The organism is Anaerococcoides asporogena (assembly GCF_029590275.1).
Taxonomy (GTDB): domain Bacteria; phylum Bacillota; class Clostridia; order Clostridiales; family Clostridiaceae; genus JG1575.
The window spans coordinates 2,860,154-2,874,525 of sequence record NZ_CP120965.1; the positions used below are offsets into that span (position 1 = coordinate 2,860,154).

Annotated in this window: 10 protein-coding genes and 1 pseudogene; 3 read left to right on the top strand and 8 right to left on the bottom strand. The window is 48.8% G+C overall.

The genetic code is table 11. The features are described from left to right. Positions 1-276 precede the first annotated feature (276 nt). The 3 genes and pseudogenes from P6M73_RS13150 to P6M73_RS17045 all read right to left on the bottom strand — a co-directional run. Complete coding sequence (locus P6M73_RS13150; RefSeq protein ID WP_277853490.1) at positions 277-1,074, bottom strand: tryptophan-rich sensory protein; 798 nt, start codon at positions 1,072-1,074, stop codon at positions 277-279. Positions 1,075-1,665: 591 nt separating this feature from the next. Beyond that, positions 1,666-2,691, bottom strand: a complete 1,026-nt coding sequence (locus tag P6M73_RS13155) for a hypothetical protein (protein WP_277853491.1) — start codon at positions 2,689-2,691, stop codon at positions 1,666-1,668. A 423-nt stretch (positions 2,692-3,114) separates the two neighbouring features. Next, positions 3,115-3,360 (bottom strand): annotated as a pseudogene (locus tag P6M73_RS17045) (SWIM zinc finger family protein); the annotation flags it as partial. 241 nt (positions 3,361-3,601) lie between these two features. Here P6M73_RS17045 and P6M73_RS13160 point away from each other — a divergent pair. From P6M73_RS13160 to P6M73_RS13170, 3 genes are all read left to right on the top strand, one after another. Then, positions 3,602-4,615, top strand: a complete 1,014-nt coding sequence (locus tag P6M73_RS13160) for a leucine-rich repeat domain-containing protein (protein ID WP_277853492.1) — start codon at positions 3,602-3,604, stop codon at positions 4,613-4,615. 433 nt (positions 4,616-5,048) lie between these two features. Then, positions 5,049-7,553, top strand: coding sequence for a DEAD/DEAH box helicase family protein (locus tag P6M73_RS13165; RefSeq protein ID WP_277853493.1), 2,505 nt, complete (start codon positions 5,049-5,051; stop codon positions 7,551-7,553). A 77-nt stretch (positions 7,554-7,630) separates the two neighbouring features. Continuing rightward, positions 7,631-8,023, top strand: a complete 393-nt coding sequence (locus tag P6M73_RS13170; protein ID WP_277853494.1) for an HIT family protein — start codon at positions 7,631-7,633, stop codon at positions 8,021-8,023. Between the two features lie 344 nt (positions 8,024-8,367). Here P6M73_RS13170 and P6M73_RS13175 read toward each other — a convergent pair whose 3' ends face one another. The 5 genes from P6M73_RS13175 to P6M73_RS13195 form a co-directional block, all read right to left on the bottom strand. Beyond that, positions 8,368-9,066, bottom strand: coding sequence for an alpha/beta fold hydrolase (locus tag P6M73_RS13175; RefSeq protein WP_277853495.1), 699 nt, complete (start codon positions 9,064-9,066; stop codon positions 8,368-8,370). Between the two features lie 304 nt (positions 9,067-9,370). Next, positions 9,371-10,855, bottom strand: coding sequence for a YjiH family protein (locus tag P6M73_RS13180; protein WP_277855779.1), 1,485 nt, complete (start codon positions 10,853-10,855; stop codon positions 9,371-9,373). Positions 10,856-10,876: 21 nt separating this feature from the next. Continuing rightward, a complete protein-coding gene (gene speB, locus P6M73_RS13185; protein WP_277853496.1) occupies positions 10,877-11,842 on the bottom strand; it encodes an agmatinase in 966 nt (321 codons plus the stop codon). Between the two features lie 210 nt (positions 11,843-12,052). Next, positions 12,053-13,405 carry a sigma-54 interaction domain-containing protein gene (locus P6M73_RS13190; RefSeq protein WP_277853497.1) on the bottom strand — a complete coding sequence of 451 codons (1,353 nt, stop codon included), beginning with the start codon at positions 13,403-13,405 and terminating at the stop codon, positions 12,053-12,055. Positions 13,406-13,691: 286 nt separating this feature from the next. Beyond that, the gene (locus tag P6M73_RS13195) at positions 13,692-14,198 is read right to left on the bottom strand and encodes a P-loop nucleotide/nucleoside kinase family protein (protein ID WP_277853498.1); all 507 of its coding nucleotides are present in this window, start codon (positions 14,196-14,198) and stop codon (positions 13,692-13,694) included. Between the last annotated feature and the right edge of the window lie 174 nt (positions 14,199-14,372).

Genomic DNA, 14,372 nt, shown 5'->3' on the forward strand with positions numbered 1-14,372 from the left:
TATAGTCCAATCGTCTTATCCTGTAAACGTTATCCCATTCGTGGCGAAAAGCGATTTTCCTTTGAGCGCAAACGAGAAATCTTACCCGAATGCCAATCAAGCAGACCAAAAAGCCCCCACATCCGTGGAGGCGATCCAGTAAATACAAAGGAAATTACCTCGGATGAGGTTCACCCTTATGCGACGCTGCATTGAACTGTTTTAAATTCTGCAATCCGGTAATCAAGGATTACCGGATTCCTTGGAACTTCGCAATCAAGCGATACTGAGATGGCTTTATTCTAAATTTTTTTCAACATTGGGCAGTATATTGAACCGGTTGCGATAGAACTGGATGGCTGCCAGAGCGATCAGCAGAGCCGCTCCGGTAATTGCCGCAGTCTGAGCCATAGGATATTTCCCCTGAAAGCCCTCAGGAGCCATGAGAAAACGGTAAATCCCGAAATATGCCCAAGCAACCGGCAGCGGAATCGCTGCGTTGCTCAGCCGATAGGCCACCCCTCCAGTGAGGAGGACTGCCACGGAGAGGATCAGGATGGCCCATAACTCCAGTGATAATCCAAACCCGTCCCAGTTCATCTTCACCAGGCTGGCAGCGATATTTACCACTGTGGCAATCATGAGCCAGCCGGTATAGAGCGAAAAAGTCAGGGGAAGCAGCCAGCGGCGGCCTTCCTGGATCTTGAGCAGTTCGCGGCAGATCAGACTCAGGATGACCAGGAAACCAATGATGAAGAGACTTGAAAGTTCAATGAAGAGAAACGAGAAGGTGACGATCCACAGGATATTGAACAGGCACGAAATTCGAAACAGCAGACTGATCCGGTCCACTGCCTCCTGGTAGTACCGATCATTTTTCTTCAGGATCATAAAGATGATGGAAAAAAGCAGCAGTGTGTAGATCAGGCTCCAGATGCTGAAAGTCGATGGACTGGGCGTGATCAGCGTAATGTATTTGTCCGAGATTTCCTTTTGTGACAGTCCATTAATCAGACCGGCAGCACCCAGTCCGTTAAATACCAGAGTTACTGCAAAAAAAAGGGCATTGATCCAGGCTTTTTTTGATCGTTCCATCGTTGACTCCTTTCCGGGTAAAAATTCTACTCAACCTTTAAAATCATGGTATGGATGCTTACTTCTGAAGAACTGGCAGTCGAAAGGGATTCGGATCCTAAGATTCAGCTTTCCGCCTACTCAAAGCTCACTTTCGATCCGCCTGCCCTTCACTCAGGCTCACCTTCATTCTAAATCATTCTGAACTTTATTGGTATGGCTTGGCAGATCCGGATTCAACCGATTTGAGCAGCTCACTCACCCGGTCGGCGGCCAGTTTGCCTGTCAGGACAGAAACCGGCAGACCCGAAGGACTGAATGTCCACTGACCGCATTAAACAATCCGGGGGATCGGGGTTTCAATGGACTGCTGAATTCTCTGCAGTCTGGTCTGCGCCGGAATCCGCGGATTGGAAAAAGCCCATCCAGTTATGTCGCCGTCTGAGTTTCCGGCCTCCCGTTCAATGGTGATCGGGGTGGCACACAGGGCAAATAGGCATTGCTTTCATTAATACGGACCTGGCAAAAACAACCATCCATGAATAACCCATGGTAGAAACCCAATCATGGACTTCTGTTATAGGACCGGAGGATCCTCATCTTTCTCCGGAATTAATCCTGTATTACTCGGCGTAATTCATCCATCATAGCCCTGCGATTGCGGTAAGTCCTCTGAAACAATTCCAGCAGTTCTCCTGCAATCGGCCATCCTCCTGGCAATCGACTCACATAACTGATAAATTCAGCAATCTCCCGATAATATCCCCGGTTGCTCGTTGTTCGAGCCATTTCACGCAGTAATTCGCTGTATTTCTCCAGTACCTGCTCCTGATATCGGTCAATCAAAATCAAGTCATATTTGCGGAGCAAATGAATATCATTGGTGCGAAAGACCACATTGCTTAGCTCTTCCCACATCTCTTCCTCACAGTACAGACTTGCCTGCAGCCCATAATCTGGTACCCTCTCAATCATATCCCTGCGTAGTGACCGCCACTCGGCTTCAGAAACCTCTGTTTTCAGCTCTTGAATCAAAGTATTGTCCCCTGGCAGAAAGTCTTTCAACAAGATCAGGAGCTCTTCGCGGTAGGAATCCAACTGGGATGATTGGTGAAAGATTTTCTTTAACATTAGGTGATGTCGGGTCAGCCAGACTTTGGAAGCCAAATCCAGAACAAGGCTTTCCCTTAGAATCGCTTCCGCTTTGTCAAACTCCTGATTCTCTGACTCGACCACAGCCATGAATGAGCGAATTTTCGGCTCGTCCCAGAATCGCCTGGCATAGGACAGCAGGTCAGCGGTTGAGGCTCCCATCTGCTTTAAAAGTTGCAGATGCAAGATGGCCCATTCATTTTCTCCGTCAATAATTGACCGGCCATTCATCCGGCTATCTTCTGCCAGGCGTTCACTGATAACGAGCTTTCTCTCCCAATAGTGTGGTTCATCAAACGACCCATTCCACAAATTGCTGATCGCCTGGGATAACTCCTGATTGGAATGGTCTAAACGATCCGATAACCATTGGAAGAGCCGCTCTTTGCTGCCTGAATCGGCCTCCTGAATGATTGTTTCAAGCATGTTATAACATTCCTGATCAAAATTCCAATAATTGTAGACATACCATTCTGCATCCATCACTGAGACCATCTCCATGAGATGAACGACACACTCAAAGGCGTCTATTGGCTTCTGATCATCCAGAAGCCCCTGAATCTCATGGTGGAGGTAACTGAAGAGCTCGGAAAACAAGTCATCCAGGTCTTCTTCCGCGACATAACCATCCTCTTCTGTATATGAGTTGATCAGCTGCTGTAACTTCAGCCGAATTTGTTCCTGTGTGACTCCGATCTCCTGTTGGATCAGGATTCTGCGGAATCTCTGTTCCAGTCCCTCATCCTCTTCCAGAATTTCAAAAAGATATTTACGTACCAGCTTCTCATCCGAATTTTGAACCAGTTCTGCCAGACTCCGTGTCTGCAAGGGATGATCTTCTTCATCTGATTCCCCAGGGATTTTTCGTTCACCCGCACTCCGGTTCAGATTGGCTTCCCAGGCAAGCAGCAATGCCGCCATATGCTTGCAGTTTTCGCCGGAAGCAGCATAGGGACAACTGCAATAGCAAGCAACAGGTTCATTTTTTACTATCTTTATTTGAACGTGGTATAGCTGCTCTCCCTCAACCAGGCCATCCAGTATTTCCCCGTCAAACGACATATCAATGACAGTCTGATTCAGGTAATAATCGATCCCTCGCTCAAAAATATGATCCTGAAAATATTGTCGATAATCTGAATTTACGTGTGTCATACAACCTCTCTTTCCTAACTCCAGTTTACCATCGCGGCAAGACCACCAAAATCATTTCCGGTCAAAGAAAGTCAGTTTATTTTCCAAGAAGATGTGCCTTTTGGGGAGTGAGGAATGAGAATTTCGGTGGACCTATTATGATTCAACAATATTATCCGAAAAGAAGGAACAGCTCATTGAACGCCTGGCATTGCCCCATTACAATGGAAATAGCAACTATTCATTTAGGGAGGGCAATTGTATGATACGATTCCCAAGGACTAGGGCTCTCATCCCTGGTATCCTGCTGACTCTGGTCCTGGCAGGATGCGCTGGTGAGGCAAAACCGACCGGCACGGGAACTGCGGCGGGAACAACTGCTGCCGCACCAGTCACTACCGCACCCGCTGCCACAACTGCGGGCAATGCGGGAACTTCTCCTTTGACAGCAGCTTCGACCCAACCGACCCCAGTGGTTTTTTCCGACCCGGTCTTTGAAAAACTGGTGAAAGCTGAACTGAAGAAAGACACCATTTATCCGGCGGATCTGGAAGACTTCACGAACCTGAAGATCGGCGGAGACCATTTCCTGCTGCTCTCCGGCAAAGGAGTTCCCGATCGATCGATTGTATTGCTGTTTGGTACCGACGTGGAACTGGACGGCAAGCGCTTTACCGGATTTGGCACCATGAAGTCGCTGGCCGACCTGAGTCTTTTCCCCAATCTCACATCCCTCCATGTTACCCTGCAGCCAGATATCGATTATTCAACCATTCCGGCCCAGGTCAAGGAAACGCTGCGCAGTGGGTTCTTCACCCAAAGCAAACTGAAGGACATCCAATTTCTTCAAGGTGCCAAGTCCCTGTTCAACCTGAGCTTGAGCTTTAATGAAATCACAGACCTGTCACCGCTGAAGGACTCCAAAGAATTGCTCTATCTCTCAGCCAACAGCAATCAGGTGTCAGACTTGTCTCCCCTTTCGGAACTGCTCAAGCTGAAAAGCCTGACATTCTACGAAAACCGGATTAAAGACCTTTCTCCCCTGTCCGGCCTTCCAAATCTGGAGACCCTGGAGCTCTACTCGAACTACGTGGAAGACCTCACGCCCCTGTCCGGCATAAAAACCCTCAAAGAGCTGGAACTGATTGCCAACAAAATCGAGGACGTCAGCCCCCTGAAAGGCTTTTCCTCCTTTGATTCACTTCGTCTGAGCAAGAATCCGATCAAGAACATCGAAGAACTTGATCACATTAAGAACCTGGTGTTCGAGCCCTAAGCCCTTCACGATCGTTCCATTAATCCAAATTTCTTTCAAGCAGCTTTAGCTCCTATACGCAGCTCCCAGCATCGTCACAGGGCAGCCTGAATATCACCGATTCAGACTGCCTTGCCATTTCCATTCCCTTTCTGTTTTTGTTTCAGTTTCTGTTTCCGTTCCGTTTTCTGTTACTGTTTCTGTTCCTGTTCCTGATCTTATCCCAATCCCTTTCCCTTTTATAATCCCTTTCCCTTTCCCTTTTCCTTTTCCTTTTCCTTTTCCTTTTCCTGGGGGTTACGTAGCATCTACAGTGAGAGCATCGCCAGACAATCGGCTATAATGAAAGAAGAACTATTGTTACAGGCAGCCTGGCAAATCTGCTTGGCGCAATCTCTGCGCGCAGTGGCTGTCAGATGATCTGCCAGGTTGTGGAAACCAAGAGGAGAACTTCATGGATCAGTTTCACCTGCCATCGGATCATTTGGATGTCCTGACACATAATGGAGAGACCCTCTCCTATGTCCAGCCATACGGCTCGGACGGGGTCGTGGTCATTGACCGGGACGCGATCCTGCGGGAGCCGTTTACCTACAAAAGATACTGTCAGAAGCAGAATGAATGGATGCGCCTGTATGGCAGAGTCTATCGCTTTCTTGAGTCGGATCAGAATCTGGCTGACTTTCGATCGGCCGGCTGCCTTCCGGATTCGGACCTCTACGGTCTCTCCCGGACCATGGATCGGGAAAGCACCCTGGCCGAGCCTACCCCGTTGGAATATCGATTCGAGGAGTGCTTTATCGATGCCTTCGGAGAGGAAGCCTTAAAATATCTGAAACGCGAATATGCTTTTCTGACGGATCAGGGAAATACCGTATATGTCGATTACGCGCTGTTTCGCAAGGATGGAACCTGGATTGCCATCGAAGAAAACGGCATCCGCTACCATCACCCGCAAATCATCGGCAAGGAACGGTATCAGCACATTCTGAAAAAACAGAATGCCATTGTTGCTGCCTATGGGATTGTCTTTCGATGGGACACAGAAAGCCTGTTCCATCGGGAGAAAATCGCCGATGAGCTCCGGGAGTTTTTGGGTGATCTCGATGATTACCTGATTCAGTACTCACTGTCAGCTTCTCGCGGTTTTTCCCTGCACGAGCATCAGGCAGATCAGCTTTCTCAGCTCCAGGCCGACCGGGACGCCGGAAAACGGTCTGCTCTGGTTGTCCTGCCGACGGGCACCGGAAAAACCGTCATCGCCCTGGAAGACATGGTTCGAGTGGCCGCAGCTCATGGCTCGCTCGACGTGCTGATCCTGGTGCCATCCCTCGATCTGGTGCTCCAGTGGCAGAAAGCCGCTGCCGCCTTTGAAACATTGATCGGCCGCATTCAGGTGCAGACGTACGCTGCCATAGCAAGGCAATATCACCGGGAACCGGTGAATCAATATCACTATATCGTGGTGGATGAAGCTCATCACGGACCAGCTCCGATCCTGAAAAAAGTCATCCAGCATTATCAGCCGCTGTTCCTGCTGGGGCTGACCGCAACGGACAAACGCCTGGATGAACGGCGGCTGGAATCAGTTTTTGGGAGCTATGAGGAGAAACTGGATCTGAAGGAGGCCATTCAAAAAGGCCTGCTCTGCCAGATCCGGGCCTTCCGCCTGGAGAGCACGCTGGACCTGTCTGAAGTAAGGTTCAATGGCAGGGATTATGTTTCCTCGGATCTGGAAAAAAGAATCCGGGTCAACTCCCGAAATGAGCTCATTGCCGATGTCCTGCATACTTATTTTTATTCCAGACTTCCTGGGAAATCGGGTCTGGTGTACTGCGTCAATGTGGCTCACGCGAAAGAAATGGCGAAAATTCTTCGGCTGCGCGGATTTACCGCCGAGTCCGTGGATGGTTCCGATCCCCGGCGATACGAAAAGATTCGGCGATATATGGAACGCCAGCTCCAGTTCCTGTGCACCTGCAGCCTCCTGACCGAAGGCTGGGACGCACCGCACACCTCGGTCATCGTCATGGCTCGTCCAACCCTGTCCCGAGTACTCTATGCCCAGCAGCTGGGACGGGGCACCCGCAAGGCAGAGGGCAAGGAAGCATTGTATGTCATCGATGTGGTGGACCGCTACGGAAGCTTTGGCCAGCTCAGCAACCGTCCCTGGTCAGTGAATTCCCTGCTGAATCAGCCCTGGTACGTGCCATTTGGGGATCTGGTGCCCAGATCCGATGTTGCTGGTCAGGAGCTGGTCATCCTTGGGACCACCCATGAACAGCCGGTGAAGCTGCAGCCCTACGAGCTGTTCACCATGCAGCGGCTCTATGAATCGTATCTGTCGGTGGAATCCCTGGCCCGGGAACTGTTTGTATCCACCGGAACCGTGCGAAGCTGGATCAACACCGGAGAACTGACCCCAGATGTCCATCTCCCGATGGGCCGAAGCGCGGTCGATCTGTTCCATCCGGATCAGATCGCTATAATCCGGCTGGCGAAAGGTTTGAAGGAACACACGGAAGCCACCATCGTGGAAGACTTCTGGGAGTTCCTGGCCGAGCGAAGCTACAGTTACAGCTACAAGATGGCCTTTCTGCTGGCTCTGCTGAAACAGGCAGACAGTACCGGGGATGCCGAAATTACCGGTGTACTGAGCGCCTATCGCGAGTTCTATCTCAATCGGATCAGAGAGAATAAAACCGTAGACCGCTCCGGCTCCCCCTACCATGACCCGGAGTTTCTGATGGATGACAAAGCACTGACCAACAGTCTTCTTTCAAACCCCTTTGAGAAATTCGAACGCAAGCGTTTCTTCTACTATGCGAAAGATCTCAAAAAGATCTCGATTCACCATCGATTGTGGGAAGATCTGACTCACCGCGGCGGTCTGGAGAAGCTTCACCGCCAGATGCAGGAAGATCTCATCCATTATTATGCCCCGCTCGGAGGTTACTAAAGAAACCTACCTGAACATCCTTCAGGTAATCCACTCATGTCACCAGAATCAATTCAATCATTCAAGGAGCTCATGCCATGAAAGAAACAAGCTGCCTCTTTTGTCAACTGGTCCAGGATCATCCCGTCCAGGAGAATGAGTACTTCTATGCCCGCTTTGACAAGTACCCGGTTACTCCGGGACATCTCCTGGTTATACCCAAACGCCATGTCGAGACCCTGTTCGAACTCAGTGAAGTGGAACGAAGCACTCTATTTCCATTCATCGAGGAATGCAAGAATCTCCTGGAAGAACAATTTTCTCCCACCGGTTTCAACTTCGGAGTGAATCAGGGCCAGGCTGCCGGACAGACCATCCCCCATCTCCATATTCATCTGATTCCCAGATATCCGGGAGATCTGCCGGATCCGGAAGGCGGAGTCCGGGGAGTGATCCCCGGAAAGAGAAAGTATCGGAGCTCACCAGAATAACAGAATAACTCCCCCATCAAGAAGCGACGAGCCGGATCCTCCCATGAGAGGATCCGGCTCGTTGCTTCTTTTTCGCTATCCGGCCAGCTGGATTAGCCTACGGAGAGTGAAATAAATCAATAACAGGAAGAAAAACGGAATCAACAGCAGCATCAGGATCAGTTTGCCCAGTACACGCATTTTTCATCACCCAGCCCATTTATTTATTGGGTCGATCATACCACTTTGTCTGGACAATTCGTAAAGCCCGATAACCATTCGACTTTCCCACCAGCAGGCTTCATAATCCCTTACAGCACAACTTCGAATAAAATTATCCCTGTTACAGCAGATAATTCCCATCCCTACTGTTGACTGGACAGAAACAGGCGGATCGCCTCAACGGTTTGGTTCTGCTGGGATTCGGCCGAAATTGCGGCATCGAGGTCCCCTTTCTGCTTGCCATAGTTGCCGAACTGGGCATGGTTGCCGCCTTCTATGGCAATCACATGTTCCGTATAGTTGATCTTGTCTGCCACTTCCGTATTCAGGGTTCCATATACTGTCAATGTTTTCGAGGCTGGATAATTGCCATAGAGGTAAGCACCCATCAGGATCAGGCCTTTGATCTTTTGAGGATTGCTCGAAGCGTACTGGCTGGCCATCGCTCCGCCCAAAGAATATCCGCCGACATACCAGTTCTGAATCATGGGATGTTGAGCCATGATCCGATCTGCTGCATTTGAATCAAACACGGCCAGGTTGAAGGGCATTTCCACCAGGAAACAGGTGATGCCGGTTCGCTCTGTGATCTGATCAAGCAGCGGCAAATACGCCAGGTATTCGACTTTTCCACCGGGGTAGAAAATCAGGGCCGTGTCACTGGCTACATCCGATTCGACAATCAGATACCGGTCCTTTTCCGTAATGTCTGCCGTCTCCAGAAGCGCTTTGGCTGAAGCATCCGCCCGATAGTAGTCAGACACATATACGAAGAAAGCGCCGGTTAATGCCAGGATCAGGATCAGCAAGCCCAGCAGGATCTTTTTCCAGATTTGTTTCATGTTAATCACCTCACCGTCACATCTTACTGGTTCATTAGAAGCAGATCGTTTTTCAGGGACTCCAGTTTAAACCATACTTTAACTATACACAGCCTGCGCTCTGATCCCACTCCATCCGATAAAAAATAACTTTATTGCGCTCCGGACCTATTCATTGCGTCCGCTGTTCATGTCCTGGAACGATACTTATAATTTTCGCTTGTTGGAACACCCCGACAGGAAGTCATCGGATGACGGAAAATAGTAAAAACACTCGGAGCAGGATCATTTGATCCTGCTCCGAGATAAATAAGAATACTTGTGCTTACATGAATCCCAGCAGTCTCGCGAAGAGAGCCGCGAAAATAATGCCAAGGACGGTTCTCTCAAAGAATACAACCACCAGTTCCCATAACTTCAGAGGAAGTTTGGTGGCCATCATCACAACGATGGTTTCTGAGAAGAAGATAATCTGCACGATGGATACCGCAACTACGACATATCTGGCTCCGGGATGGATCAGATCGACGTTGTTCTTGATCAGAAGAACGGGCAGGAACATCTCCGCGATTCCAACCGGGAAGGAAGGAGCGATTTCCTGAACATTCGGGATGCGCAGCAGGTGCAGCAATGGTTCAAATACTTTCCCCAGGTATGTAAAGAACGGCGTCTTTTCCGCAATAATCAGTGAGGATGTACCAACGGCTGCAAGCAGGCTCAGCACCTTGGGAATGACTTCCATTCCGTCCTTCAGACTCGAGACAATTTCTGAGGGCAGCGGGTTTGCTGTGTAGGCTTTTTTCGCCATCCGGTGGACACCGGTAACAAAAATATTCTCTCCGCTGACAGATGTGGTTCTCCGATCTTCTTCGGTCTGGACTTTCCCGTCCAGATAAACATCTTCTTTTTTATTGAACGGGGGCATCCGGGCTATCAAAGCACTGATGACCATGGTCAGGAAGAGCGATGAGAAGTAGACTGCTAAAAAGCGATCTTCCAGTCCGGCGGTCTGAATGACCATATAGGCAAATCCGACGCTGACGGCACTGAAACCGGTCACAACCAGAACCGCTTCTTTGATGGTATACACGCCCTGACGATACAGCTTGCTGGTGATCAGAACGCCCACCGAGGAGGAACTGACAAAAGAGGCAATGGCGTTTACGGCAGCTCTGCCCGGCACTTTCCAGACCGGTCTCATCAAAGGTTCCATTAAGGATCCGATCAAATCAATAAAACCGTAGTTCAGCAGAAACGGCATGCACACACCGCTTACGACAATGATCCAGAACACCGCGACCACGATCGCAGGAATGATCGTTCCTCCGGTTGCGGGGCCTACAATTACTTCGGGAAACTTGACAGGCGTGGTTTTATTCAAGGTAAACGCCAGGGTGAAGAACCCGCCTAAGAGATAGAGCAGTGGATGAACTGCGGAATCTTCTTTAAAGTAATTTCTCAGGAACCCGTCTTTGGCAATATATTTCCCATACACACTGAGGACTCCCGTTGCGCATACAAGTAGTGTGACCAGCCACAGTCCGACATCTCCCAGGGATGTGACGAAGAAGTTGTACATGATGCCGAACACCATATCCGTCTTGCCATTAAATGTGACAGGAACGAAGAAGATCAGGATGGCAATGGCCGTAAACAGGATCCCTTTTAAAATGCCTGCAGAAAAGTCTTTTTTGGAAAGGTCGAAGGAATCGATCACAGCCAGGTCATTCAGATCCAAGTTCTGTTCTTTAATTTCTTTCATCGACAGGGTTCGTCTTTTAGAAGCGAACACCGTTTCTTTCTCTAGCACTTTATCCAATTTATACCACCATTACTCACTTTTATTTTTTCTTTGAAGAGCCAGTCCGGAAATGAACTCAAACACGAGGTTCGCCGCCAAAAGCGAAGTGACTTCCGCATGATCATAAATCGGTGCGACTTCGACAATGTCAAAGCCCACATAATTCAGATCGGATATTCCGCGAATCAGGCTGATGGCCTCGTAACTGGTATAGCCGCCCACTTCCGGGGTTCCGGTAGCCGGAGCATAGGCCGGGTCAACAAAATCAATGTCAAACGTGAGGAACGCTTTGTTATCTCCAACAGTCTTCTTAATGAGTTCAATTACTGCGGGAAGACCCATTTCTCTGACCTGGTGAGTGGGAATCAATGTCAGGCCAAGGCTGGCAGCCAGCTTGAATTCCCCAGCGTCGTAGAGGGATCCTCTCATGCCAATCTGAATGGATTTATGCGGATCAATCAGGCCTTCTTCAATCGCCCGGCGGAACGGGGTACCGTGGTTGTACTTTTCGCCGAACACTTCATCATTAATATCCGCGTGGGAATCAAAGTGAACCAGACTGACCGGTCCATGCTTCTTCGCGATGGCGCGAAGTTCTCCGAGAGTAACGGAGTGGTCACCCCCCAAGGCAATCGGCAGGCAATCGTGCTGAATAATGCTGGAAGTAAATTCCTCAATCCGCTCATAGGTCGGGTGGATATAGCCGGGTACCACATTGACATCCCCCAGGTCAGCGCCCTTGAGGTAATCCAGGATGTTCACTTCATGAACCGGATTGTTTGTCTTCATCATGACGGAGATGTTTCGAATCCCCTGAGGGCCGAATCTGGCACCGGAGCGATAGGAGGATGCTGTATCAAACGGAATGCCGTAAATCGCAAAGTCGAGTCCCTCCGCGCTGTCAAACCGCTGCATTCTCATGAAATTTCCGACATTACAGAATCTCGGTGACGCAAAGGCAGTAGCTGGTTTCTTGCTTAAATCTTTTTGTTCCATAGTTCCCTCCAGGAAGTTAAATTATTTCACTTATTTAATAAGCAAAATCCGTGCCAAGAGGAAAATGCACTATTTGAAGCATAATCAGGCCTTTTCTTCGGACTTTCCGGAAAACGATTTAATGAAAATGTCCATATGTCTCCGAAAACGTTGCCAGATCACGATTCCATACATCGGAAAAATTTCCGTTCCAGCGGAATATTTTCCGATTTATTTTAATTCCGGGAGAGTGAGACCGTATTTTTTCAATTTCTTCCGCAGAGTACTTTCATTGATATGATAATTCTGAGAGATTTCTTTAACTGTTTCATGCTTTTCAAATAGATTCTTAATCAGATTGATCTCAAATTCTTCCATCATTTCATCATAAGATAAATCACGGATGCTGACCGATGGAATGTCCCGGTCGCTGCGCAGCAGTTTGACATCATTAAGGTGAATTTCATCCTCGTCTGTGGTCAGAATCAGGCATTCGATAAAATTTTCCAGTTCTCTCACGTTCCCTGGCCATGGCATGGAATAGAACGCCCGGTAGACTTCCCCGGCCAAGGACTTGTTCATTCCGTATTCCTCATTTTTCCGCCGCAGCAGGAATCTTGTGAGCGACACGATATCTTCCCTGCGTTCCCGCAGGGGAGGAATGTGGATAGGAAACACATTGATCCGGTAAAACAGGTCCTCTCTGAATTTTTCCTGCCTCACCATCTCTTTCAAATCCCGGTTCGTCGCAGCAATAATTCGTACATTGGATGTCTTCTCTTTCAGTCCACCCACTGCCATGTACTTTTTTTCCTGCATGACTTTGAGCAGTTTCGCCTGGTTCGCCAACGACAGATCGCCGATTTCATCCAGGAACAGGGTCCCTTCACTGGCCAGATCAAGCAGTCCTAATTTCCCGTTCTTCTGAGCCCCCGTAAAGGAACCTGCTTCATACCCGAACAATTCAGACTCAAACAGTGCCTCCGGAATCGCGGCACAGTTCAGACTGATTTTCGGTTGGTTGTATCGGCTGGATCTGTTGTGAATGTAGGTAAAGACAACCCCTTTCCCTACCCCGGATTCACCGGTAATCAGTACATTGGAATCAAACCGGGCAGCCTTGTCCGCGAGTTTTTTTACTTTTTCCATGCACGGGCTGGAGGATATGAGCAGATCCTCTGTTCCGATTAGAGAAAGCTGTTCCATAAGCTTTGCACTGAATGCCTGCAGTTCGTTCAGCTTTGTTTCCATTTTCTTTAAATATGGAATATCCATGCAGGTCACAACCACCATCCGCAGCTGATGGTTTCGGTCAAACAGCGGTGTGCCCTGACTGTATACCTGTTTTCCATTGACTACCTGGATTTCATCCTTGAATAAGTTGCTTTCCAAAACATCCAGTCCAATCGATTTTGACAAGACCCCGTCTTCGACCAGTTTTGTAACCGGACGCCCCAAAACTTCCACGCTAGGGCGAATATTGTCGATTTTTCGGCAGGCGCTGTTGTAGAACACCGTGATCCCGTTCTTATCGATGATATGAACTCCCAATGGAATCCCCTCTAATATGTCTGCAATTTCCATCGTATCCCCCCTGATGGCATGGGCAATATTGCCTCAAAAAAAATAACCCCTGCGGCGGATCGCATACCGCCAACAAGCCATGTGTTGATTATTGTGTTGAAGGCCAAGCATAATCCAATGCAGAGCCAGTATCTGTTCTATCATACCATGCTTCCCGGGTGAATCAGAAAAGAGCCCGCTCCTAAGCTTGCCCTGCCGCATTCCCCGAAGATCCCCGTTCGAGTCCCGACAGATCTCCAAATTAACTATCTGGTTGTCCAAGCAGCGGAATGATTTGATCAACCATTTATCCTGTCTCTGGATATACTTCATCGATGAGAGTGTATGCCAGGTTATGACGCAGGCAATGTTCCAGATAATATTGATTGTCACGGATCAGCTGATCCTTGTTCACCCAGGCATCATCAATTCTTGCCTCAATGACAGCGGCATACTCAGTAATGCGGTCAAAATGGCGTTCAATATAGTGAGGACTCATGATGAGACAGTGGAAACGAATGTGTTCCAGATATTGATCGGTAAAGTCATTTTTCCAGGAAAATGGAATATAGCAACCCTCCAAGATCAAATTCTGGCTGTTTTCAATGGCTGTCTTTATCAGTTCCCGAAGAATCGGCCATAAATACTCCGTCAGCTCCCGATCATCCGAAGGAGTCAGGCTGGTTTGTCCGCTGCGGATTAACCCCATCTTCAAATGGTCAATGGAATAATAGGGCCATTGCAGTTTCTCCAGCAGGCGCTGGGCGAGGCAGGTCTTTCCGGTATGAGATGCACCGCTAATAAGCAGAATCATGTTTGCTCCTTTTTTTGTTGCTGAGGTAAGAAAATACCTCTGTTCCTTCATCCGTCACTGTGAACATACGCCCATCGCGCAATCAGCTTTCTGAGTTCATATGTACTCATGATACAGCAGATGAAGTCGTGAATGGAATACTTCGAAGGGATCCGATAAGGACAGAGATTTTTA